The sequence below is a fragment of the Corynebacterium sp. HMSC073H12 genome, from assembly GCF_001837775.1.
GTDB lineage: Bacteria > Actinomycetota > Actinomycetes > Mycobacteriales > Mycobacteriaceae > Corynebacterium > Corynebacterium amycolatum.
On the sequence record NZ_KV834023.1, the window covers coordinates 265,266 to 288,300 of the forward strand.

At 59.8% G+C, this 23,035-nt stretch carries 21 protein-coding genes; 8 read left to right on the forward strand and 13 right to left on the reverse strand.

All coding sequences use genetic code 11. From position 1 onward, the window contains the following. Positions 1-142: 142 nt before the first annotated feature. The 4 genes from HMPREF2708_RS01215 (at position 143) to HMPREF2708_RS01230 (ending at position 4,449) form a co-directional block, all read left to right on the forward strand. Complete coding sequence (locus HMPREF2708_RS01215; RefSeq protein WP_246840285.1) at positions 143-1,399, forward strand: sensor histidine kinase; 1,257 nt, start codon at positions 143-145, stop codon at positions 1,397-1,399. A gap of 73 nt (positions 1,400-1,472) precedes the next feature. After that, a complete protein-coding gene (locus HMPREF2708_RS01220; RefSeq protein WP_246840286.1) occupies positions 1,473-2,159 on the forward strand; it encodes a response regulator in 687 nt (228 codons plus the stop codon). Between the two features lie 116 nt (positions 2,160-2,275). Further along, positions 2,276-3,019 carry an ATP-binding cassette domain-containing protein gene (locus HMPREF2708_RS01225; protein ID WP_070831259.1) on the forward strand — a complete coding sequence of 248 codons (744 nt, stop codon included), beginning with the start codon at positions 2,276-2,278 and terminating at the stop codon, positions 3,017-3,019. Further along, positions 3,016-4,449 carry an ABC-2 family transporter permease gene (locus HMPREF2708_RS01230; protein ID WP_070831261.1) on the forward strand — a complete coding sequence of 478 codons (1,434 nt, stop codon included), beginning with the start codon at positions 3,016-3,018 and terminating at the stop codon, positions 4,447-4,449. Before HMPREF2708_RS01225 ends, HMPREF2708_RS01230 begins: the two co-directional genes overlap by 4 nt. 34 nt (positions 4,450-4,483) lie before the next feature. On the opposite strand, the gene HMPREF2708_RS01235 is transcribed toward HMPREF2708_RS01230, so the two are convergent. Beyond that, the gene (locus HMPREF2708_RS01235; protein ID WP_070831263.1) at positions 4,484-5,665 is read right to left on the reverse strand and encodes a YkvI family membrane protein; all 1,182 of its coding nucleotides are present in this window, start codon (positions 5,663-5,665) and stop codon (positions 4,484-4,486) included. Positions 5,666-5,764: 99 nt separating this feature from the next. Next, the gene (gene msrA, locus HMPREF2708_RS01240) at positions 5,765-6,421 is read right to left on the reverse strand and encodes a peptide-methionine (S)-S-oxide reductase MsrA (protein WP_070831265.1); all 657 of its coding nucleotides are present in this window, start codon (positions 6,419-6,421) and stop codon (positions 5,765-5,767) included. Positions 6,422-6,569: 148 nt separating this feature from the next. Here msrA and menE point away from each other — a divergent pair, with 148 nt between their 5' ends. The 3 genes from menE (at position 6,570) to HMPREF2708_RS01255 (ending at position 9,891) form a co-directional block, all read left to right on the forward strand. Then, on the forward strand, positions 6,570-7,730 hold the full coding sequence (gene menE, locus HMPREF2708_RS01245) for an o-succinylbenzoate--CoA ligase (RefSeq protein WP_070831268.1): 1,161 nt from the start codon (positions 6,570-6,572) through the stop codon (positions 7,728-7,730). Between the two features lie 85 nt (positions 7,731-7,815). After that, positions 7,816-8,712, forward strand: a complete 897-nt coding sequence (locus HMPREF2708_RS01250) for a 1,4-dihydroxy-2-naphthoate polyprenyltransferase (RefSeq protein WP_070831270.1) — start codon at positions 7,816-7,818, stop codon at positions 8,710-8,712. Between the two features lie 9 nt (positions 8,713-8,721). Continuing rightward, entirely contained in the window at positions 8,722-9,891 is a 1,170-nt protein-coding gene (locus HMPREF2708_RS01255; protein ID WP_083321826.1) for an alpha/beta fold hydrolase, read from the forward strand. A gap of 26 nt (positions 9,892-9,917) precedes the next feature. Here the strand turns inward: HMPREF2708_RS01255 and HMPREF2708_RS01260 are convergent, their stop codons facing one another. Next, positions 9,918-10,316: a DUF4229 domain-containing protein gene (locus tag HMPREF2708_RS01260; RefSeq protein WP_070831273.1), complete on the reverse strand. Its 399-nt coding sequence runs from the start codon at positions 10,314-10,316 to the stop codon at positions 9,918-9,920. A gap of 194 nt (positions 10,317-10,510) precedes the next feature. Here HMPREF2708_RS01260 and HMPREF2708_RS01265 point away from each other — a divergent pair, with 194 nt between their 5' ends. Beyond that, on the forward strand, positions 10,511-10,813 hold the full coding sequence (locus HMPREF2708_RS01265; RefSeq protein ID WP_070831276.1) for a hypothetical protein: 303 nt from the start codon (positions 10,511-10,513) through the stop codon (positions 10,811-10,813). On the opposite strand, the gene rfbA is transcribed toward HMPREF2708_RS01265, so the two are convergent. The 10 genes from rfbA to HMPREF2708_RS01315 all read right to left on the reverse strand — a co-directional run bounded on the left by rfbA (position 10,810) and on the right by HMPREF2708_RS01315 (position 23,016). Beyond that, positions 10,810-11,685, reverse strand: a complete 876-nt coding sequence (gene rfbA / locus HMPREF2708_RS01270; RefSeq protein WP_070831279.1) for a glucose-1-phosphate thymidylyltransferase RfbA — start codon at positions 11,683-11,685, stop codon at positions 10,810-10,812. The two genes, HMPREF2708_RS01265 and rfbA, sit on opposite strands and share 4 nt — an antisense overlap. Before the next feature lie 20 nt (positions 11,686-11,705). Further along, positions 11,706-12,395 (reverse strand): dTDP-4-dehydrorhamnose 3,5-epimerase family protein, encoded by a 690-nt coding sequence (locus tag HMPREF2708_RS01275; RefSeq protein WP_070831282.1) that lies wholly within the window; start codon positions 12,393-12,395, stop codon positions 11,706-11,708. 387 nt (positions 12,396-12,782) lie between these two features. Next, complete coding sequence (rfbB, locus tag HMPREF2708_RS01280) at positions 12,783-13,775, reverse strand: dTDP-glucose 4,6-dehydratase (protein ID WP_070831285.1); 993 nt, start codon at positions 13,773-13,775, stop codon at positions 12,783-12,785. 52 nt (positions 13,776-13,827) lie between these two features. Then, positions 13,828-14,838 (reverse strand): c-type cytochrome biogenesis protein CcsB, encoded by a 1,011-nt coding sequence (gene ccsB / locus HMPREF2708_RS01285; RefSeq protein ID WP_005509962.1) that lies wholly within the window; start codon positions 14,836-14,838, stop codon positions 13,828-13,830. Positions 14,839-15,013: 175 nt separating this feature from the next. Next, entirely contained in the window at positions 15,014-16,732 is a 1,719-nt protein-coding gene (locus tag HMPREF2708_RS01290; RefSeq protein ID WP_070831288.1) for a cytochrome c biogenesis protein ResB, read from the reverse strand. Positions 16,733-16,747: 15 nt separating this feature from the next. After that, positions 16,748-17,608: a cytochrome c biogenesis CcdA family protein gene (locus HMPREF2708_RS01295; RefSeq protein ID WP_070831452.1), complete on the reverse strand. Its 861-nt coding sequence runs from the start codon at positions 17,606-17,608 to the stop codon at positions 16,748-16,750. 23 nt (positions 17,609-17,631) lie between these two features. Then, the gene (locus HMPREF2708_RS01300) at positions 17,632-18,246 is read right to left on the reverse strand and encodes a TlpA disulfide reductase family protein (protein ID WP_005509804.1); all 615 of its coding nucleotides are present in this window, start codon (positions 18,244-18,246) and stop codon (positions 17,632-17,634) included. A 54-nt stretch (positions 18,247-18,300) separates the two neighbouring features. Then, entirely contained in the window at positions 18,301-18,894 is a 594-nt protein-coding gene (locus HMPREF2708_RS01305) for a histidine phosphatase family protein (protein ID WP_070831455.1), read from the reverse strand. Positions 18,895-19,042: 148 nt separating this feature from the next. After that, positions 19,043-20,389, reverse strand: a complete 1,347-nt coding sequence (gene hemL, locus HMPREF2708_RS01310) for a glutamate-1-semialdehyde 2,1-aminomutase (protein ID WP_070831291.1) — start codon at positions 20,387-20,389, stop codon at positions 19,043-19,045. Between the two features lie 35 nt (positions 20,390-20,424). Next, complete coding sequence (locus HMPREF2708_RS01315) at positions 20,425-23,016, reverse strand: heavy metal translocating P-type ATPase (RefSeq protein WP_070831294.1); 2,592 nt, start codon at positions 23,014-23,016, stop codon at positions 20,425-20,427. Between the last annotated feature and the right edge of the window lie 19 nt (positions 23,017-23,035).

Sequence of the window (23,035 nt, forward strand, 5' to 3'; positions counted from 1 at the left end):
TGAAGGTTTGGAGGATTTGATGACAGATTAAAGTCGGTCAAAACTCGATTACTTCACATAGACACAATTGCGATTCCCGACGATGACTTGAAACTCCTCCACAAACACACGAAGTCACACTTTTTCTCGCTACCTTTGGAACATGCAGAACATGCCGACAGGGCTTAGGCCGCTAACAACCATTGCCCCTACATCCGCGCAGTCTGCAACCACGCAGACTCCTGCCCCACTCGACTGGCGCAGCCGGGTGCGTTTCTTTGTCGGCTCGTTCCCAGCTGCCGATCTCGCTATTGCGGCTGCTTTCCTGCTGTGCTGCTGGTTGAGCATGACGCCGCTATTTACTTATGGCCCGAGCTTCACTTATGTCACCAATGTGGTTCTGTCCGCGATGATTGCCGGCGCCGCAGCGTTTCGTCGTAAAGCAGTGCGCGCATCGTTTGTGGTTACGTACAGCGCCCTAGCGGGCCTCGCCTTGCTGGTGTGGCTATCCCCGGTAAACCTTGGGGTAGACCCTATTGTTATTTCCGCCCCACTATCGTTATGGGCTGTGACCAGGTGGGAACAGAATCGAACCTGGGGCATAGTTGGGCTCTTTTTAGGGTTGATTGGCAGTTTCCTCAACCCAGCGGTTCCAGCCTTCGGTTTTACTCCGGAACGACTGTTGGTCTTCGGTCTGCCTGCGGTGCTCATCACGGCGAGCGCGTACGCAGTGCCGCTGTGGCTCCGAATCAACGCCGAGGAACATGCCGCAGAGTTGGAGAACGTCGTGGCGCTCAACAAGCTGGAGTTGTCCAGGGAGCTTCACGACGTCGTGGGGCACGGACTCACCTCTATTAAGGTTCAGGCCCAAACAGCGCTGTACCTGGCGGAGATGAATGACTCACGAGCCGAAAGCGCTGCTGAAAAGACCACGCTAGAAGGTATTGCCGAGACCGCAGCACAATCGTTGCGAGATGTGCATGCGCTTGTCGATGCACTACGTGAAGGCGGCGAGATTAGCGCTGATCCGAATGAGATTCCACGTCTGGTTGCGGCTGTTTGTCCGCCGGGTCGCGATGTTTCGGTGACTCTGCCGGAGTCTTATGAGGCGCTGGCGGATTGGCCACTCGCGAAGCGACTGACTCTGGTGCGGGCAGTGACGGAGTTGGCCGCGAATATGGCCAAGCACTCATCGGGCGCTGGTGAGCTGGCACTGGTAATCGATCCACCTGCCGACGCTGATGACAGCCCGGCACGGGTTCATTTGATCACCGCAAACCGGGCTGAGAGCGAAACTTTGGACCCCAGGAAGCGAGCTGGTGCTGGCCTGATTGGTCTGGATGAACGCGTGGCGCAGCTCGGTGGCGAGATGACTTATGGTGAAAGCGACGGCATGTTCCGCGTCAGTATCCGCCTGTAAGCGGTTCAACCGAAGCAGGGCTGACTGTCGATCCTGTCGAGAAAGACGAGCAATGAATGTAATTCGAGTATTAGTGGCTGAAGATCAGGCTCTGATTCGGCAGTCTTTCGCGCAGCTTATTGATGCCCACCCGCAGATGAAAGTCATTGGTGCCGTGGGCGACGGCGCCGAGGCTGTGCGTCTTGCCTCTGGTGCGGATGTGGTCGTCATGGACATTCGTATGCCCGTGATGGACGGTATCGAGGCCACGCGGCAAATCGTGCGAGGGGCATCGTCCGGAGGCGCGACCCACGCATCCGCTCCGAAAGTTCTGGTACTGACCACCTTCCGCGAAGAAAACCTGGTGCTCGGAGCTTTAGAGGCTGGAGCCGCAGGCTTTTTACTCAAAGACTCCAATCCCCGTGAGCTGCTTTCGGCCATTATGCGCATCCACCGTGGTGAAGGTGTCATTGATCCGAAGGTGACACCGATGGTGTTGCGGCATATTTCACCGCGCGCACCGCACTCAGGGCAGCCAGCGAGGGCATCCTCGGCCAGTGGCTCTAGCTCAGATGCCATCCATTCAGCGCTTCAGTTCACACCCCGCGAACAGGAGATTTTGGACCTCGTCTGCCAAGGGCTTTCCAATGATGAGATCGCTCGCAGGTTGGTGGTCGCCACGACGACCGTGAAAACCCATGTGAAAGCCCTGTTGACCAAGACGGGCTCACGCAGTCGTGTGGATCTTGTCATTTGGGCTGCGAAAAACGGGATGCTTTAGATTCTCCTCGCTGGTGCCGTCACCCTCGCTAGCGCCTCCTCCCTGGGGAGGATATTTCCGCCATCTCATCCTCAGGGAGGGCGCGAACCGAACCGGCTATGCCTATTACTTAAGGCATGAACGCACCGACTCCTACCTCAGGCCATTCCGCAGATGCCGCCGCTCCCCTTCTTCAGCTGCGCGGCATCACTGTCTCCTACGGCAAGAACGAACCGGTCCTGAACGATCTCGACATGAGCGTTCGTGCCGGTGAGGTCTACGGACTTTTGGGGCTCAACGGTGCCGGTAAGTCGACGCTGATGAGCACGGTGCTTGGGCTAATTCCCTACTCCGGTGAAATCAGCATCACGGGACACCCGTGGTCAATTGAAGACCTGGACCGCATCGGCGCCTCTATCAATGGCCCGGCGTTCTACCCGCAACTCTCGGCCACCGACAACCTCAAAGTGCACGCACACTTGACCGGCACAGACAAGCAGCGTATTGGCGAAGTGCTGGACATGGTCGGCCTACATTCTGGCACCAAGCGCGCGCGTGCTTTCTCCACCGGCATGAAGGTTCGTCTCTCGCTGGCGATGGCGCTGCTCACCGACCCCGACATTGTGCTTCTCGACGAACCCACTAACGGCCTCGACCCCGAAGCTATCGTGAGCCTGCGCACCTTGTTGCGGAATCTCGCCGATAGCGGCAAAGCGGTTGTGGTGTTTTCGCATCAGCTCGGTGAGGTCGAAAAGAGTGTTGACCACCTGGGTGTTCTCGCTGGTGGCCGGCTGGTCTACGAAGGCCCGCTGACGGACTTTGCGGCTGCTGGTCAATCCCTCGAGCAGGCTTTCTTTGCCGCAGTAGGTGTTGCCCGATGAGCGCTCAACCGCACACACGCACTCTTAACACGCGCGCTGTTCCTACGCGCCACTACTTCCGCGCCGAGCTACTGCGGGCGAAGTGGTCGCTCACCATGTTCCTGCCCATCATCATGGTGGCAATCGCTCTGGTCAGCATGGTCTTTTCTACAGGCGTTGATGCCACCTCCATGGCGAGCGCCCACATCTACTCGCTTATCCTGCTTCCTCCCCTGGCTGCTATTACGTCCGTCATTGGCCAAAAACGTGAAGAAAAGCTCCGCCAAGGTGGCCTAATCTGGCGCAATATTTCGAGCATTCGGGTACTCCTGGCACGCGCAGCCACTGTCATCGCCTCCACGGCCCTCGGCCACGCACTGATGGCCACTCTCCTTGCCCGGAGCGTGAGCATCGCATTGCAATTCACGATCTTCAACACGTTGTCATTCTTTGTGTTCTGGGCATTCGGCCTTGCCCTATGGCGCCTTGTGCCACGCGCAGCTCTCTTCCTTGCTCCGCTGACTGCCATCGCTTGGGCCATCGCAGGAACACTGAATGCCATGAGCCCAAACTGGCAAGTTCTCCCGTGGACCTGGGCAATCCGCCCAACGTTACCTATTCACGGTGTGCAGGCTAATTCCATCACGGCTCCCGCAGACAGCGAAATCTGGGACATCGCCATCCTGCCGCCCGCGCTGCTGCATTTACTCCTCGGACTAGGCTTCTTTGCCATCGGATTGGCTGCGCACGGAAAATCTCTCAGCTTACCGACGGGCCGGGAACGCAGCACTTCGTCGTTAAGCCATGGCATGAGCGCGACCCTGCCCTGGCGCACCTGGTGGAGTCTCGCGGCGCTGATGCTTGCTGGGCTTGCGGTCGTGCGTGTGGTGTGGGACCCGGAGTATGCGCTGGGATTGCTGAGTTTCGTCTGCGTGCCGACGGCCGCAACCGTGGTCGCTATCATGACGTGGACCTCGCAAGCTGATGCCTGGCCAGCGCTGATGTATCGACGCTCGCGGGGGAGCATCACGCTTCGCTTGTTTGCCTTGGATATGGCATTTCTCGCGCCAGTGCTCGTGATTGCGGCGATTATCAGCGGCGCAGGCGGCGAAGCCAGCAGCGAGACCGACATCAACCCCTGGCCGTACCAGGCGGTCATCGCGCCTCTTGTGGCCGCAATGATTGTGGCCGTGACCGGATTGATTGCGCGTCGAAGTGTGGCAGCGGCGATTTTTGCCTCGGTCGCGCTCGGCGGTTGGGCGGTGATGGTTGGCGGTGATGTCCTCAGCGCCTCACCGCTGTGGTGGACCTCAGAATGGGGATGGACCTGGGTAGTCCGTGATTACCCCGAGCGGTGGCCGCTGATCGTTCTGGCATCCGCCATTGTGACCGGGGCATTCGTGGCCTGGGCGCGGGCAACGTCGCTGAAAGCCATCCGATTCTTGAGCTGACAGCTACGCTGACTGCAGCCACGCGCCAGCCCCCCTACTCCTCGATAGCTTCGCGGACCTCTTCGACGCTGAGGTTGGAGTCTTCGATTTCCTCGCGAGCTTCCTTCTTCCGACCACGGCGAACAAGGCGGAAGATGCGCTTACGGCGGGAAGTCTCTTCGCTGATACGCTCACGACCGCGCAGCCAGGCAACGAGCATGACGGTAATGAGCAGCAACCCGATGTAGCCCAGGATTGGGTACACCCAACCGATTAGGTTCTGGAAGCCCATAAAGCTCAAGGCGAAACCGAGCAGAACCAGAGCGACGTAGACAATCTTGAATTTCTCCGGGTGCTTAGCGGTGACGCGACGGCCCAGCGCGTAAAACATGCCAAGCGCTGTGTTGAAAATCATGCCGAGGATAACCACGGCCATTGCCTGACCAAGCCACGGGTGCAGGCGGTTGATGACGGTGAGCATCGGCACGGCATCAGTGGCGACGGTACCAACGGTGTGGAACAGCGTGATGGTGGTAATCAGCAGCATTGCGGAGTACACCAAACCGCCGACAAAGCCACCGGCTCCTGCAGCGCGAGGGTTGAACAGGCTGCCGCCAATAACAATCGCCATGGAGACCGCAACCATCAGGTTAAAGCCCACGTAGTTCACCGCGGCGACAACCCAGTTCGGCAGAGTGGTCGGGACTTCCGCAACGGCAGCTGCCTGCTCCGCGGCCGGGGTGGCATCGGTGAACGCCAGCGTATAAATACTGGCCAGCAGAATAAAGCCGACGATAAACGGCGTGATGGATCCAATCACAGTGGTCACGCGGTCCACATCGAGGAAACCGGCTGCGATGGTCACTAGCACCATAATCACGGCACCGATCCAAACAGGGATGCCCCACTGCTGCTCCATGTTGGCACCGGCACCGGCGAACATGACGAACCCCGTGGCGAAGAGCGTGATAATCACGCCGATGTCCAGTACGCGCGAAAAGATGGGATGCGATACGCGTCTGAAAACTTCGCCGTGCTCGCTGGCCTGGAAGTAGCTTCCCAGCTGCAAAATGATCATCGCCATCAGGCTCATAATCACCGCTGAGAGAACGGCACCCCAGACACCATCGATGCCAAAGGCGACGAAGTATTGCATGATTTCCTGACCCGTCGCAAAGCCCGCGCCGACGACCACGCCGACGAAAGCAAATGCAACGCGCAGTACTTGCTTCACCACAAGGGTTCACTCCTATTCAACTATCGGATTGATACAACCACCTTACTTTTCTCAGTGAGTTTTACTAATCGCGATTAAGCGTTCTACGAAATTTCGCCTTTAAATCCCGCAGGCCACGCCGGTCGAATGCACCGGGCAGTAGCCGTTCGGATTCTTAAACAAGTACTGCTGGTGCTCGTCCTCGGCTCGGTAGTACTCCCCTGCCGGAGTCTCCGCGAGTGGCTTAATCTCGGTGGTGATGGGGCCCAGGCCAGCGTCGGCAAGCTTCGGCGCGTACGCATCGGCGATTTCCTGCGCCCGGCGCGCCTGCTCGGGCGTCGTCGTGTAAAACGCCGAACGGTACTGCGTGCCGACGTCATTCCCCTGCCGATAGCCCTGCGTGGGGTCATGGGCCTCGAAGGCCTTGGCAATCAGCTGGTCGAAGCTAATCTGCTCCGGGTCGTAGACGACCTCCACAATCTCAGTGTGGTTGGTCCGTCCGGTGCAGGACTCGCGGTAGGTGGGATTCGGCGTCACGCCACCGGCGAACCCGACCGACGTGCTGAGCACACCCGGTGTTTCCCAAAACAGCTTCTCAGCACCCCAGTAGCAGCCGATACCGATGTAGACGACCTCCTGGCCATCCTCCCACGGGCCGGTAATCGGCGTGCCGAGCACCGCATGCGGCTTCGGATTCTCCAATACCGGGTGCGAGCCGCCCTTGAGCGCCTCACCTTCCGGCACCAGCTCCGCTGACCTACCAAAAATCCAACCCATCATCGATGCCTTTCTATCTACATTTCTATCTACGACTTTCTATGCTCTGCGCAACGCGCCCGAGGCGACGATTGTTCCGCCCCTGTCACCACCGCCACACTCACGTTTCACACGCCTCGTCACCAGAATCTACGGCACAACACGGGCTATGGTTTGGGTTGTGCGTACGCTCAGCCTGCTTTCCGTCAATCCCCACGACCCGACCGCTATCCTGCCCGACCTCCGTGCCGCGCTGGACGGCGAGGTCTCTTTGCTTCCCGTTCCGCTTCACGACGGCACGCGCGCCTCAATCTTGCGGAACTCGCAACGCGCAGGTGAGCCGATTGATGAGTCCATCGCACTTGTTGTCGGCACTTCCGGTTCCACCGGCACACCGAAGGGTGCACAGCTGACGGTGGATAACTTGGTCTCCTCCGCGACAGCTACACATCAGTGGCTCGGCGGTGAAGGACAGTGGCTGCTGGCGATGCCGGCCTACCATATCGCTGGCCTGCAGGTTCTCATTCGTTCGCTGCTCGCGGGCACGGACCCGGTCTGCGTGGATGTGACAGACGGTTTTGATGTAGCCGCATTCGCCGACGGCGCCGAGGCCCTCACTGGTGCCGGTGCCGGCGACCGCGCCTACACTTCGCTGGCTCCCATGCAGCTGGCGAAGGCCATGGAAGAACCCTTTGGCGTAGCAGCCCTGCGTCTCTTCGACGCCATCCTCGTCGGCGGCGCGGCCTTGAATCCGCAGGTGGCAGCACGCGCGGAAGAGCTCGGCATTAACGTCGTGACCACTTACGGCTCCTCCGAGACAGCCGGCGGCTGCGTCTATGACGGCCAGCCCATCGAAGGTACACAGGTCGCCATCGAAAATGGTCGCGTTTGGCTGGGCGGACCGATGATCGCACACGGATACCGCAATGCGCCCGGTCACGAGGCTTTCCATAAACCAGGTTGGTTCGCCACCTCGGATGCGGGAGAAATCCGCAACGGTCGGCTCGTCATTACGGGACGCTTGGACACCATCATCGACTCCGGCGGGCTGAAACTGCACCCCGAAGTCCTCGAGCGTGAACTGCTCGCCATCGACGGCGTTACGGGAGCCTGCGTGGTCGGCGTGCCACACCCGCGACTCGGTCACGCTATCGTCGCAGCGTATGAAGGCACCGCTGAGCTCGGCGATATTATGGACGGCCTCGGCGATGCCGAAGATGCCGGGCGCATCAATCACTGGATGATTCCCAAGGACCTGCGACGCGTGGATGCTCTGCCGCTGATTGGGCCAGGCAAGGTCGACCGGCAGAAAGTCGCGGCGCTCTTTTAGACTTTGGGCTTGTAACCTTCGGCCTTTAAGCCACTCGAACCCGCATTAGTTCAAGGCATTTGGTGTCACGTCCTATTATTAATTCATGTCTGAAGCACCAAAGAGTCCTGCAACGGCGTCGTTAAGCGATTGGCTGGAAGGCGCGCGCCCCCATACCTGGGCGAATGCGTTTGCGCCAGTCATCGTCGGTGTCGGAGCGGCATCGACGTACGCGCCGATTATTTGGGGACGTGCGGTGCTCGCGCTGATTGTCGCGTGGGCGCTGATTGTGGGCGTGAACTTCGCCAACGACTATTCCGACGGCATCCGCGGCACTGACGATGACCGCTCAGGCCCGCTGCGCCTGACTGGTTCTGGTCTGGTGGAGCCGAAGGTCGTGAAGTACGCGGCGTTCGGCGCCTTTGGTGTCGCGGGTCTTGCCGGTGTGGCGCTGTCTCTGATGAGCGCGTGGTGGCTCATTCTGGTCGGCGCGCTGTGCATCGCAGCGGCGTGGTTCTACACTGGCGGCAAGAATCCCTACGGTTATCGCGGCCTTGGCGAGGTCTCGGTCTTCGTCTTCTTCGGTCTCGTCGCGGTGCTCGGTACAGAGTTCACCCAGACCGGCTCCCTGTCCTGGGTCGGCCTGGCCTGCGCAATTGGTATCGGTTCGGTGTCCTCTGCCGTAAACCTGGCGAACAACTTGCGCGATATTCCCACCGATGCTGCCACCGGGAAAATCACGCTTGCGGTGCGCCTGGGCGACTTCCGCACCCGTATCGTCTGGCAGATTCTCTCCATCATGCCTGCCCTGGCCAGTATCTTTATCGCTTTCTGGCACCCATGGGCGTTGGTGGGTCTGCTCATCGTGCCACTGTGGGTAAAGGCCTCCGAACCAATCCGCATGCATAAGAAGGGCAAGGAGCTCATCCCGGTACTCGGGCTTACCGGCAAGATGATGCTTGCCTGGTCCGTCATCACGGCACTCGCACTCGCGCTCAGCTAAGGGGTTCCGATGGACTTCCGCACACTGACACACAAGACGCTCAACGACGTCCAGAAGGCCGCAACCCGAGTTGGCGACACAGCAGCCAAAACTCCAGCTTTCGTCCGCAGCGCTGCTCTGCGCTTGACCAGTTCGGGACGTCGACGACTGGCACTGGAGCACGGCGCGCTGCATTCACAGACCCGTGAACCGGGCCTGACTAATCTTACGGCCACCGGTGTAGTAGATATCAAGACCACACCGGTCACAGCCGACATTGCGGCCAAGGATGACGAGCGAAAGGCCAGCGACAAACCGGATACTGTCACCACCGATATTCCGGTGCACTGGTACGAGGTTGAACCAGGCGAGCCCGCCACAGAACCCGTGACCATCGTCTTTATCCACGGCTTCACCCTGGCTGGCGAGTCCTGGTACCGGCAGTTCAACGCGCTGCGGAAGTCACACCCGGAAGCACGCCTGCTCACCATGGATTTACGCGGCCACGGCCAGACCGGCGCGGTTCCGGCTTCACTCTGCACAGTCGAAGGTGCTGCAGCCGATGCGCTGGCCGTGATTGCGGAGCGCGCCGCGACCGGAAAACTCATCGTGGTTGGGCATTCACTGGGCGGTTTGATCGCACTGCACATGGTGCGCGCTGCCGAGGAAAGTATTCGCCGTCGGATCGCGGGCGTAGTGCTGATTTCCACGTCTATCGACAAGCTTGCCGCCCAGGGGGTACCGCAGATTCTCGCGTCCCCGGTGGCGGATGCGGCGCGCAATGCGATTGAGTCCTCGCCGAAGGAAATCCGCAAGTTCCGCGAGGCAATCGCGTCACTGATGGCGCCGTCGTTGGCAGTTGCGGTGTTCGCTCGGCGCACGGACTACGAGATCATCGAGTTCCACGCGGCCATGATTAATGAAACACCGCTGGAAACTTTCGTAGGCTACCTGGATGACCTGCAGGACCATGACGAGTTCGCGGCCGGACCTTACTTAGAGGGTCTGCCGGGAGCGGTACTGGTGGGCACGAAGGACGATGTCACTCCCCGCAAGCAAGCAGACCTAATTATGGAAAAGTGGCCGGACGCCGAGCTAGTTGAAGTCGATGGGGCCGGCCACATGTTGCCGCTGGAGGCTCCGGATGCGGTGAACCGGGCAATCGAGCGGGTGCTGGAGAAGGTCCAGGAAAGCAGCTAGAGCGGCAACGATAGCTGACTAGTGCCCTAGTTTTCCTCGCGGTCCTTAATCTGCTGCGCGATGTATTCCTTGTGCGCACGGCGGTTCTCCGACCACACTGCAACCGACTCGTTGGCCTGAACACGCAGCTTCGGGAACACAAACACCGACAGTGGCATCGCAATAATTAGTGCAAACACAGCCGTAATTGCGGCCGGAATCCGCACGCCAACAAGGTAGATAATCACGAGCAGGATGAAGAACAGCACCAGGAACAGCAGCAGACGCGCAAGGCCGTACCAGAACAGCCCCTTCATGGCATTGCCGCGACCAGCATTCTTGGAGCTAGGAGCTGACTGTTTCGGGGCTGCTGGAGCCGCCGGAGCCGGAGCCGCTTCCGCTTCAGCCTCAGAAGCCAACTTGTCCTGCTCTGCTGGATTGGTCATTAAACCCTCACCTCTACGTGTTACGCCTGTGCTGCGCCCGGGCGTTGTTAGCGCCCCATGGCTGTTCGTGTCCAACGTTCCTTTGTACCCTAACGAACTCTGTACACCGTACCGCCTGCGTTGCAATACCCCTCGTGGGCACTACGGGACTCGTTGCGTATTCTAGTCGGTAAATCCAGGAGGTTAGCTATTACATGGGTCGGCTCATTCTGCTGCTGTTCATCATCCTTGTCGTAGTCATGCTGTGGAAGGCATTTGGCCCCGGCAGTCGCGGCAACGCCATGCGGCGTATTTCTGCTCCGCAACCGGAGCCCCGTCCGCTCGCTCCTGACGATGATCCGGAGTTCCTCTGGAAGCTCAAGAAGGCCGAATTCGATCGCCGCAAGCGTGAGCAGGAGCTACAGGAACGGCGCGAACGGGAGCCTCGCGACCGGGATAACCAGGGAGATAAACCAAATAGGCCCGATAGCCCAGACAATCCCGGTGAAACCGATTAGACGTCCTTGCCACGCAGCAACAACTGCTGCAGATATTCCCCGTAGCCGCTGGCGCTGAGGGCGTCGGCACGCACGCTAAGCGCAGCATCGTCAATGAATCCCATGCGCCACGCCACCTCTTCCGGCGAACCAATCTTTAAACCCTGACGCTGCTCAATCGTGCGCACGAAATCGCCCGCGGCCATCAAATTGTCCACCGTGCCCGTATCCAGCCAGGCTGTCCCACGCGGCAGCACCTCTACCTGCAGTTTTCCGCGCTCCAAGTACGCGCGGTTAACATCCGTGATTTCCAATTCGCCGCGTGACGACGGTTCCAGCGAGCGAGCTATCTCAACAACCTCGGCGTCATAAAAGTACAAACCAGGCACCGCGAAATGGCTGCGAGGTTTCTTCGGCTTCTCCTGAATCGCCACGGCCTTGCCGCTTTGGTCGAAGTCCACTACTCCATAGGCGGTGGGATCTGCGACCCAGTAGGCGAAAATTGCTCCGCCATCGACCTCGTGGAATCGGCGCAGCTGTGTCCCCAGGCCAGCACCGTAAAAGATATTGTCGCCGAGGATGAGCGCAACGGAATCATCGCCGATGTGGTCCGCGCCGATGATGAACGCTTCGGCAAGGCCGCGGGGCTCGTCTTGGGTGGCAAAGGTGAGGTTGAGGCCCCACTGCGAGCCGTCGCCAAGCAGGCGCTCAAACTGCGGGGCATCATGTGGCGTGGTGATGACGAGGATGTCCCTGATTCCCGCGAGCATCAGCGTGCTCAGCGGGTAATAAATCATCGGCTTGTCATAGACGGGAACCAGCTGCTTGCTGACACCAAGCGTGATTGGAAACAGCCGAGAGCCCGTGCCACCTGCGAGGATGATGCCCTTCATAATGCTCGCGCCTTTCTGCTTTACTGCCCGGCTGCTTCGTTGGCAATCGCCCACTCGTCGCGAGCCATGTTCTCAAGATCCTTGCAGTCAAACTCACTGGGGAGCTTATTGCCTTCGGCCTCGAACTGCTCGATCGTCGGGGCCTTCTGATCGCGCTCGGAGAGAATCATGTCCGCTTCGGTGAGACCACCCTTGGCCAGCAACGCAGCCAAGTCGATTCCCAGCGTCGGATCCTGGATGCTAACAGCGCGTTCAGCCTCCGGGTTGTAGCCGGTGGAAGTGAGGTAGGTGAGCACGGAGTCGTCGGCAAGCGAAACGAAACCATGTCCGATGCCGTTGGGCAGATAGACCACTCGGCGGGTCTTGCTGTCGAGCTCGAAGACCTCAACCCTGCCGAAAGTATCCGAGCCGCGACGCAAGTCAACCGCAATGTCAAGGATGCGTCCCGCGGGACAGGTGACCAGCTTCGCCTGACCGGGATGACCGTCTGGAGCGGTGCTGACGTCGGCGAAGTGAAGACCGCGGACAACGCCTGCAGCAGAGACACTCATGTTGGCCTGCTCCGGGAAGAACGGGTAGCCCGTGGTCTCGGCGAATGCGTCGAGGCGATACCACTCGTGGAAACTACCGCGGCTGTCGCCGTGGATGACCGGTTCGAAGGTGAAAACGCCGTCGATGGAAGTGGGCTGGAATGTGCTCTTAGGGCTCATGGGTAACAAGTGTAGACGCGAGGGACGGGTTCGGGCTGGTGGTGGGTTGGGTGTGGGCTGGGTAGTCGCCGAGCCGAAATTAACGTTTAACGCCATTCACAAGGGGTGTTTTGACGCAGACTCGCATGTTTGGTGGGCTTCAGATTAGAAACTCCCAGGTCAGATTCACCCAAAAGCCCGAAAATGCCACCAAACATGCGAGTCTGGGTATTTTGGGCCTGTTTTGAGCCCTTTACCTGGTGCGCATGGGAACTATATTGCAGGCGTGGCTGAAGTGACGCATGGGCGTACCAAGTAACCGGGACGTACCAAGTAACCGGGGTGCTGGCTAGGCAGAGCCCAACCAACCCAACCAACCCAAACCAGCCCAAATCAGCCCAATCAGAACTACAATTCCTGCTCGCGCTCGGCGTAGCCAGCCTCAGCGGCTTCGTAGGCCGCGGCCCACCAGGACTCGTTGGCTCGATACCAGTCGATGGTCTCGGCGAGGCCTGCGGAAAAGTCTTGGTAGCGCGGCTGCCAGCCAAGGGTGCGGATGGATGCGGGGTCAATCGCATAACGACGGTCATGCCCCGGGCGGTCAGTGACATGAACGAAATCGGACCGCGCACGTCCGAAGCTCTCCAGGATGTCTCCGACCACGTCGAGGTTGGAACGCTCACCATCGGCACCAATCAGGTAGGTCTCCCCCACCTCGCCGGAATCCAGGATGGCCCAGACCGCATCGTTGTGGTCATCGACGTAGATCCAGTCCCGAACATTCTCGCCGGTGCCGTATACGCGAGGCCTGCGCCCACGGAGCAGGCCGCAAATCTGGCGCGGAATCAGTTTCTCGGAATGCTGCCTAGGCCCGTAGTTGTTCGAGCAGTTACTAATCGTCGCAGCCAACTCGAAGCTACGCACCCACGCCCGGACAAAGTGGTCGGCGGACGCCTTGGAGGCCGAGTAGGGGCTGGAGGGTTTGTACGCGGTGGCCGTCGTAAAGCGTGCTGGGTCGTCGAGAGCGAGATCGCCAAAGACCTCGTCTGTAGAGATGTGGTGGAGGCGAACGTCGTGGGTAGCGCAGGCCTTCGCCAGATTCACGGTGCCCAGCACATTGGTGGTGACGAAGGGATCGGCATCCACCAGCGAATTGTCGTTATGGCTCTCTGCGGCGAAGTGGACGACCACGTCAAAGCGTGGCACGAGGCGATCGATCAGCTCCGCGTCACGAACATCGCCGCGAATGATCTCACAGTCCGCACCTTCCAAGCTCGCAGGGTTCGCTGCATAGGTGAAAGCGTCAAGTACCGTGACATTCACATCGGGCCGTGTAGCCAGAGTGCGGAGAACGAAGTTGGAACCAATAAAGCCGGCACCACCGGTGACGAGAACGCGCATGGAAGCGATTCTAGTTCACCCGGCGATGCCGGCTTTGTACACGTGTGAAGGCTTAGTTCAGGCCAGCATAAGAGTGCAGGCCCGAAACCACCATATTGATGAAGAAGAGGTTGAACACCATGGTCGCAAAACCGAAGATGTTAATCCACGCGGCCTTAGTGTTGCGCCAGCCAGAGGTCGCGCGAGCGTGCAGGTACAGGGCGTAGATAATCCAGGTAATCAGAGCCGTGGTCTCCTTCGGATCCCAGCCCCAGAAGCGACCCCATGCGGACTCCGCCCAAATAGCACCCAGCACAATACCCAGACCGAACAGCGGGAAGGACCAAATAGCGGTGCGGTAAGCAATCGCATCCAGCTTCTGTGCATCCGGCAGTGGCGAGACCAGCTTGCCCAGGAAACCCTTTTCGCTGCCCTTGCGGTTGTACATCCTCAGCATGTAGAGAATGGATGCCACACCGGAAATCAGCGCAATACTACAGCCGATAGAGATGATGGACACATGAATCGGAAACCAAATCGACTGCAGGGCCGGCACAACCGGAGCGGCCTCAGTGTAGAGCTTCCTACCGCCGTAGAACATCAGCGCCAGAATCGGTGCCAGCGTCCACGGCCAGAACACGCGCATGGTCTCGCGGTGCAGGACACCGGCACCAACGACCATCGCAAACAGAATGGAGACCGAAATGTACTCGTAGAGGTTGCCCCACGGGAAACGCTGCACAGCCAGGCCACGCAATAGCACCGATGCAAAGTGCACAGCTACACCGACGTAAATCAGCATTTCCGCCACAACGCCGAGCTTCTGTGTCAGCGCCTGATTCTTAACTACGCTTGCCGACGCCTTCGTCTCCGACTCCACCGAGTTAGCGACACTAGCGGTGGTAGCTCCATCACCAGCACCGGCGGCTACCAGCTCGCGCTCCGCAACCTGGCTCTTAGCTTCAGCGGCCGCGATACGACGGCTGTAGTAGGCAATGGAAACAACAAAGGCCACAAGATAAAAGGCGAAGGCCGTGAAGTACGACCAGTCCGAAAACTGCGCCAGTGTCTTATTGACGAGCATGTACTTGGCTCCAAAAATGTGGAATTGGCGGAATACTCCTTCACACCCTAGTACTAAAGCAGGACTAAGCAAAAGGGGGCCGGACACGGGGACACGAAAAAGTTGCGCGGAGGCGCAATCTTCACCCCCGCGCATTCACCCCTCCTGCAGTGGATGAATCGGCCTTAGCGGCTAGTTAGTTTTTGACTCTCTTGCCTTCACTGTCCACGTCATCACTACCATTGTCCGCCGCATCAATGTCCGCAGTGTCCTGGTCGGCAGCATCCTCGTCATCACTGTCACGTTCCAGGATGTCATCTACGATGTACTGGAACTCCTCGCCCCAACCTGCCTTGTCGGTGCGGGCAAGGCCACCGAACTCAACGCGAGTGCGGCCATCTTCCAGCGGGAACATGCGAACCCACACGCGACGGCGCTTAATGCCCAACGAAAGAACCATGCCAGCCAAGGCTGCGACTGTGGCCACCAGCACCCAGAACTGCGTGGGATCGTGCGAAACCTGCAAGTTGACGAATTCCTTCGCACCGAGGAATTCAATCTTGGTGCCGTCGGCAAGCTCGGTGGATTCGCCCTGTTTGAGGTTGACGCGGGCTTCCTTAGCCAGCTGACCCGAGTGCATCAGGTCGCGGTCGAGGGAGAACAGCCCCTGCGAGCGACCGGTGTCCAAGCCCGCGTCACCGCGGTAGATGTCGACAGCCACGGCCGGGTCTTGCATCGCCGGGTAAGAGGACTGCAGCAGAGCACCCTTTTCACCAGTAAACTCCGCGGTCGGAGCGAACAGTCCCTCGATTGCAATCTGGTTCTGGCGGCGCTCGAACAAGTCCGGGTACATGCCCGCTGGTGGGTCGAAGCGCAGCGCACCAGAGGACAGGAAGAAGGTCGGGTCATCCGGGCGGAACTGGACAATCGAGGTACGCGACTCACCATTCGGCCAGGTCACCTTAAAGGCCGGGGCAAAGCCGTGCCCCTGCAGGTACACACGGTCACCGGCGATGCGCAGAGGGTGGTTGACCTGCAGCGTGGTCTTCTCCCACTCATCGACCGGCTTACGCATATCCTCTTCTTCTGCGAATCGGATGTGCGAGGTGAACATCTTGGCCTGGCCGTTCGGCAGGTAATCGGCAGCAAAGTCCTCGACCTGAATACAGAACGGGTTCAGAGTCGTACCGTCGAAGGTGTTGCCCGAGCGCAGCGAGTCATAGTTCGCCGCAGCGGTGTTACAGAACGGAACGCCCACCGCGCTGTTGACGTTGTCATCAGAAATTTCGGTGCCGGTGTTGGTCAGCAAAATGACCTGGCCCTCGTAATAGATCATGCGGCCCAAGCCGACGATGATAATCAGCAACGCAATGCCCAGGTGGAACACCAGGTTGCCGAACTCACGCAGGTAGCCCTTCTCCGCGGAAAAGGAGCGCGCCCCAGCGCGATCTTCATCTGCTGGGGTTTCGGTCAACGCCCACTTGGTCAGACGCTCACGCACCCGTTCAGAAACTTCGTCCGCGGAGGCATCGACCACGGCTTCGTCGTGAAGCGGAAGACGCGCCAACCGCTTTGGTGCCCTAGCCGGTGGCGTCTTCATGGCCTTGTAGTGGTCGATGGTCCGCGGAATAATGCAGCCGACCAGGGAAATCAGCAGCAAGGCCACGATGGCGACGAACCAAACGGACGAGAAGACATCGAAAAGCTGCAGCTTATCCATGATCTCGGCGGTCTTGCCGTTGGCGCCAAGATACTGGTCGACCTTGTCCTTATTCAGCGAGCGCTGCGGCAACAGGGCACCCGGAACCGCTGCGAAAGCGAGGATGAACAGCAGAATCAGCGCCGTGCGCATGCTGGTCAACCAGTTCCAGACCTGCTGGAAGGGCTGTCGTACCTTATTCCAATTCACCGACATCGAAGAAATCTTTCATTAAATTGGCGTTACCGTATCAGTAATAAAAGCGGCCTGAACCCAGGCAACAAAAACATCCCACAGTCCCGTGACCAGGGCAATTCCGACCAGCACCAGCGCCACACCACCGATGAGCTGAATGGTTCGCGAGTGCTTACGCAGGAAGTCCACTCCACGCATCGCACGTGCCGACCCCAGCGCCACCAAAATGAACGGCAGCCCCAGCCCCAGGCAGTAAGCGATAATCAGCGCCACTCCCCTGGCCGCAGTCATGCCCTGTGTACCTGCGGACACCGAAATAATTGCAGTCAGCGTCGGGCCCAGACACGGCGTCCACCCCAGCGCAAACACCGCACCGAGCAGTGGCGCTCCCAGCCACGTGGTCCAGCGCTTCGGCGCCATGCGGGTGTCCTTCTGCAGCGCTGGCACCATGCCCATGAAGGCAAGCCCCATCACGATGGTCACCACGCCACCGACAATCGTCAGCGTGCGCGCCTGCAGACGCAACGTGGACACGAGCCCGAAAATCGAGGCCGACCCCAGCACAAAAATGACAGTAAAGCCCAACACGAACAGCAACGCGGCCAGGCCGACGCGGGCAGTCGAGGAACGCTGGCCACGGCTTCCATCGCCGTCATGCTTATCGACGTCGGTTGCGTCCGCAACTCCCGTCGTCACGCCATTGCCCTGCGCCCCCGATGCTCCGGAAATACCGGTGAGATAGGAGACATAACCGGGCACGAGCGGGATGACGCACGGGCTGGCGAAGGAGACGAGACCGGCCAGTGCAGCGGCGAGCAGCCCCAACACAATGGGGCCGCCGGTGGCGACGTCCGCGAACTGTTGGCCGATGCCATCGGCAAGATAGATCGTGTCCATGGCAAGAGTTGACATGCCGGGGCCTAGCCCTCCGCCTTCACTTCATTGACGGCCTTCATCAGCATGGTGTGATCGACCTCACGGAGGAAGACCTTGGCCGGCCGGTGCTGCTTGTCCAGGATGATGGTCGTCGGAATCACCGACGCCGGGATACCACCGAGCGCACCGGCGTTGACGAAAGCCGGGTCGTAGATGGACGGGTAGGTGATGCCGTTGTCCTTCACAAAGTCGATGGGAGCTTGGCGGACATTGTCGCGGACGTTAATGCCGAGGACGGTGCCAATTCCCTGCTTTTCCATCTGTTCCTGAACGTACTGCAGGTCATCAGACTCGGAGCGGCACGGTGCACACCACTGACCCCAGGCGTTCAGAACCACAATCTGGTCCTTGAAGTCCTCAAGGGAGATTTCCTTGTTGTCGTCCTCCAAAGAAGGACCGAAGACCTTGCCAACCGGCTTGCGCTCCTCCGGTGCGTAGTCAATGATTTGCTGACCACCCGGAGAAACAAACTCGAACTGACCACCAACGGCAACGGCGTCATGTCCCACCGACTCTCCGGGGTTACATGCCGCGAGCGACAGAGACAGAGTTGCTGCCGCCAGCGTTGCTGCAATTCGGGACGATGAGACCTTGGCCACCTGGGGTGCCACCTTCCGGGGTCAGTGAAACTTCAACAAAACTATTTATTCACCTTACAGGTGACCGGCCGGCTCACTGTAGCGCACGTCGACAATGGTGTCTCCGACGAAGATTAAGGAGGTCACGCTCGCCAGATTGCACTGTCTAGTTGCCGGGTTGTGGGCGAGCTTCAAGTACCGCGCACGACGCTGAGCTGCAATGATGCACAGCTGGTGAGTCACCAGCACCGCCTCCGCGCCCTCGGCGGCCTCGCGGGCTCGCTCGATGGCGTGGAACATACGGTCCGCAATCTCCTCGTAGGGCTCGCCCCAGCTGGGAACGCTCGGACGACGCAGCCGTGGCCAGTACTTCGGATTCCACAGTGCGGAGTCAATGCCCTTGATGTGCAATCCCTCAAAGGTGTTGCCGGCCTCCAGGAGATCTTCATCCAGGTTTGGCTTCGTGCCGATTACCTCGGTGAAAGGCCGTGAGGTTTCCTGGGTGCGCTGCAGCGGAGAGCAGGCGAAGTAGCGGATGTCATGGCCTTCGAAGGACGATGCCGTGGCTGCTGCCTGGCGCTGACCGCGCTCCGACAGGTGCCAGCCGGGCAGGCGCCCATAGAGAATCTTATCCGGGTTATAAACCTCGCCGTGGCGGACGAGATGCACAACCGTGGTCTTGGCGTGCTTTGTCGCACGCTTAGCTGTCTGATTTTCCGGCTGTGTCGGCTGCGCGGCCTGCGGTGCTGCCTGCGGTGTGGCTTGCTGTGCTGCCTGCTGCTCGGCCTGCGAATTGGTCTTCTGCGGCACGTGTCACCTACTCCGGCTTGGCGGCTGCCGCCGCCTCGGCCGCGCGGGCTGCTGCACGCTCGATGATTTCGAAGTCGGCGTCGGTGAGTGCGGCGGAGACGAACCAGGTCTCGTAGCAAGAAGCCGGCGGGTAGACACCATTGGCCAGCAGGGCGTGGAAGAAGGCCGGGTAGCGGAAAGTATCCGCTGCCTGCATCTGCTCAAAGTTGTGCCCCTCGCCCTCGGCGAAGCGCGGCGAGAGCATCGTGCCCGCACGCTGAATGTGGTGAGCCACGCCCTGCTTGGTCAGGGCATCGGACAGAATCGTGGCCAGACGATCCGCATTGGCCGCAACGGTGTCATAGACATCCTTCGTAGCGTTTTCCAGGTTGGCCAGGCCAGCTGCCATAGCGACCGGGTTACCGGAGAGTGTGCCTGCCTGGTAGACCGGACCGTTCGGAGCCAGGTACTCCATGATGTCGCGGCGACCGCCGAAGGCAGCTGCCGGCAAACCACCGGAGACGACCTTGCCGAAGGTGGTCAGGTCACCGGTCACACCATCAATGCCGTACCAGCCGTTGTAGGAAGCGCGGAAGCCAGTCATAACCTCATCGAGGATCAGCAGAGCGCCGTCTGCGTGGCAGACTTCCTTCAGCTTCGCATTGAAGTTGTCCTGCGGTGCGACGGTACCCATGTTGCCCGCTGCCGCCTCAGTGATGACACAGGCAATCTCGCCCGGGTTCTCAGCGAATGCGGCCTTGACCGCCTCAATGTCGTTGTAAGGAACAACAATGGTGTCGGCAGCCGATGCACCGGTGACACCCGGCGAATCCGGCAGACCGAAAGTAGCGACACCAGAACCCGCCGATGCCAGCAGCGCGTCCACGTGACCGTGGTAGCAGCCGGCGAACTTGATGATCTTGGAACGGCCAGTGAAACCGCGAGCCAGGCGAACTGCGGACATGGTGGCCTCAGTGCCGGAGTTGACCAGACGTACCTCATCTACCGACGTGCGCTCGACGATGTGGCGAGCCAGGTCGGTCTCAGCTGTCGACGGAGCACCGAAAGACAGACCGCGGGTAGCGGCGCTCTGAACGGCCTCCACCACTGCCGGGTGCGCGTGGCCCAGAATCATCGGGCCCCACGAGCAGACCAAGTCCACATATTCGTTGCCATCAACATCCACGAGACGAGAGCCCGCGGCGTGGTCAATGAAACGTGGGGTGCCACCGACGGAACCGAAGGCGCGGACCGGCGAGTTCACGCCACCCGGCGTCACTGCCTGAGCCTGCGTAAAGAACTCTGCCGAACGCTCGGTGAGCTCAACGTTTTCTGGGACATGAGGAGCATTAATGTCTTGAGTCACGGTGACCATCGTAGACGGCCACTCGGATTAAGGGCTACCCTGCCCTACCAACGTCCCAGCTTCACCCTGAATAGATGCTTCCTGCGGGACGACACTCGACGGGAACGCCAGTCGATCCACAAGCTGGAGAAAATCATCAATAGCGATGCCAGGAGCGGGTGAATCATACCGGTCATACCCAGCAGGATGACTGCAACGTTGTAGAACCACGCAAAGTAGATGTTGGAGTCCATCATCCGCACCACAGCACGTGCGATTTCAATGGCCTCCGGAATCGACAACACGTTGTTGCGCAGTGCCACGACATCGGCGTAATCGACATCAAGATTCTGGTTGCCTTCGGTGTTGTCCATCAAAACACCCACGTCAGCGGCACGCAGAGAGTCCCGGATGTCCTTGTCGCCAACCATCACGACTGTCTCACCGTCACTGTGGACCGAACGCACCGCAATGGCCTTGCGGGAGGCAATGATGCCCGCGAATACTCGCGAGATATTCAGCCGGTCAGCGAAACGACGAGCTACTGGATACGGATCTCGAGTGATCATCATGGTGTCCACGCCCATATCCTCAAGCTGGTCAATGCTCTCGACCGCATCGGGCTTAATGTCCTCACCAATGGTGATAACACCACGGACCTTGCCACGCCACGACACCACCATCGGAGTACCGCCACTGAGCGCAGCCACGGCCATTTTCTCGCTGAGTGCAGTGAGATCACGTGGACGCCAAACACGCCCCTCAACAAAGCGCATCTCCAACTTGTCGTCGGAGTCCTTCACCGGGATCTCTACCTGGCCGACAAAGGCACCGTCTTCCGCAATTGCGACGTGTACGGTCTCAATCCAGTGCGGCACCTCGCCACCACCGGAACCGGCGTCGCGGGATGCACGGCACGCGCGCACGATGGCCGCCGATGCCGGGTGATTGCTCTCCATCATGAGAGCGCCCGCCACACGCAGAACCAAATCCGGATTTTCATTGCGCTCAGCGGCGACACCGAGCACGTGGGTGTCACCCTCGGTCAGGGTTCCAACCCGGTTAAAAATCACCACATTGGCGGTAGCTAACTTCCGGAAAGTCTCATTGCCACGAATCAAGATTCCGTTACTAGCACCGGCCAGAATCCCGATGCGCTGCACGGTCGACGTAGACATTGCCAATGCCACCGGCGCGATGCCCGAGAGCATGGCCAGCGCCACCGCGAGGGCACCGCTCATCGTGCCCGTCGCCAGCCACCAGCCGCAAAATGCCACACCCGCCAACGACAGCGTCCACGGCACCAGCTCTGATGCCGAGTGCACTGCGGTCTGGTGCATCACCGTTTCTTCTCGAACCGCTTGACGCAGCCAGCGCGCTATCGACGACGCCCGGGTCTTGAAACCGGTGCGCTCCACGCGCACCTTGAGCTCCGAATCCAGGTTGATTGCGCCGGCCCAAACCTTGGAGTTGACCTTGACCTTCTGCGGTTCAACGCCAATACCGAGTAGCTGTGCATCCATCGTGGACGCACCACCGATGACTGAGCCATCGACCGGAATCACCGAGTGCGGTGGAACCACGATGTCATCACCGATATTGAGCTCCGCGACCGTCACCTCCACCCGTTTCGGCTCCGCGGATTTGGCGCTCTTGCGCACGACTGTCACGTTTCGCTCAGCTGGAATGCGCAGGTTGCGCAAAATCTGTCCAGTACGCACTTTGTTGTAGCGCGTAAACATGCGGCCTGTTAGCAACAGCACGGTCAGGCCGCAGGCAACGTCGAAAAACACCTCCGCCGAGGCGCTTTCCCGGTAGTTGAAAGCAAACCACGTGGGCGCAGTGGTATATCCAATCTGTCCCGCGGGGCCAAAGATAAGCTGCGCCAGCGACCACATCCACGCCAGCAGGATGGCAATGGAGCTCGCCCCATCCAGCGCCGACATCCGCCGACGCAGGGACGCCGCCATTGCACGGTGGAACGGCCAGCCGCCCCACCACACCACAATCGTGGTCAGCACAAGGCACATCCACTGCCAGCCCGGGAACTGCCAATTGACGTTCAACGACGTCACCAGCACCGGAATCGATAGGAGCAGGCTTCCCCAAAAGCGCTGTTTGGTCACCAGTTCACGCGCCGTGAACAGTACCTCCGCACCGCCACCACTTCGGCGCAACGCCGCTTCACGACGGCGAATGCGCTCCTCCTCATTCTGCTGAGCGGCAGCCGGAACAGCGGGACGGCGATGCTGCGACACATCCAGCCGAGTTGCACGACGACGAAGCGTGCTGCGCGTGAGGTACGACTCGATCCCAATTTCGCGGAGAGCTTCGATGAACTGATTCGGATCGATGGCATCGGGCGCGGTAATCCACGCACGCCCGGGCTTGTAAACCACAGAGGCCGTCACACCTGGAAAGGATTCCAAAACATGCTCAGCACGCTCAGCACTCTCGGCGTTTTCCAAGTTTTCCAGGATGAGTGCAAAAGCTGTGTTGGACTGGCCTCTGCGGTGTGCAAGCCGCTGATGGGCACTTTCTTCGTCGATGTCCTGACGGCTTCGTGGCAATGCCTTACGAGCAGCGACCTTGGCATCCACAATCGCTTGTTCAACGCGATTGTCCAGAGAGAAATCAGACTCACCGGTGTCACTCATGGCCTTTGATACTTTCCGT

Coding starts and splice junctions, on each gene's coding strand:
- HMPREF2708_RS01215 (WP_246840285.1), top strand. CDS start 143: ATGCAGAACATGCCGACAGGGCTTAGGCCGCTAACAACCATTGCCCCT.
- HMPREF2708_RS01225 (WP_070831259.1), top strand. CDS start 2,276: ATGAACGCACCGACTCCTACCTCAGGCCATTCCGCAGATGCCGCCGCT.
- HMPREF2708_RS01230 (WP_070831261.1), top strand. CDS start 3,016: ATGAGCGCTCAACCGCACACACGCACTCTTAACACGCGCGCTGTTCCT.
- msrA (WP_070831265.1), bottom strand. CDS start 6,421: ATGGGTTGGATTTTTGGTAGGTCAGCGGAGCTGGTGCCGGAAGGTGAG.
- menE (WP_070831268.1), top strand. CDS start 6,570: ATGGTTTGGGTTGTGCGTACGCTCAGCCTGCTTTCCGTCAATCCCCAC.
- HMPREF2708_RS01250 (WP_070831270.1), top strand. CDS start 7,816: ATGTCTGAAGCACCAAAGAGTCCTGCAACGGCGTCGTTAAGCGATTGG.
- HMPREF2708_RS01255 (WP_083321826.1), top strand. CDS start 8,722: ATGGACTTCCGCACACTGACACACAAGACGCTCAACGACGTCCAGAAG.
- HMPREF2708_RS01260 (WP_070831273.1), bottom strand. CDS start 10,316: ATGACCAATCCAGCAGAGCAGGACAAGTTGGCTTCTGAGGCTGAAGCG.
- HMPREF2708_RS01265 (WP_070831276.1), top strand. CDS start 10,511: ATGGGTCGGCTCATTCTGCTGCTGTTCATCATCCTTGTCGTAGTCATG.
- rfbA (WP_070831279.1), bottom strand. CDS start 11,685: ATGAAGGGCATCATCCTCGCAGGTGGCACGGGCTCTCGGCTGTTTCCA.
- HMPREF2708_RS01275 (WP_070831282.1), bottom strand. CDS start 12,395: ATGAGCCCTAAGAGCACATTCCAGCCCACTTCCATCGACGGCGTTTTC.
- rfbB (WP_070831285.1), bottom strand. CDS start 13,775: ATGCGCGTTCTCGTCACCGGTGGTGCCGGCTTTATTGGTTCCAACTTC.
- ccsB (WP_005509962.1), bottom strand. CDS start 14,838: ATGCTCGTCAATAAGACACTGGCGCAGTTTTCGGACTGGTCGTACTTC.
- HMPREF2708_RS01290 (WP_070831288.1), bottom strand. CDS start 16,732: ATGTCGGTGAATTGGAATAAGGTACGACAGCCCTTCCAGCAGGTCTGG.
- HMPREF2708_RS01295 (WP_070831452.1), bottom strand. CDS start 17,608: ATGGACACGATCTATCTTGCCGATGGCATCGGCCAACAGTTCGCGGAC.
- hemL (WP_070831291.1), bottom strand. CDS start 20,389: ATGGTCACCGTGACTCAAGACATTAATGCTCCTCATGTCCCAGAAAAC.
- HMPREF2708_RS01315 (WP_070831294.1), bottom strand. CDS start 23,016: ATGAGTGACACCGGTGAGTCTGATTTCTCTCTGGACAATCGCGTTGAA.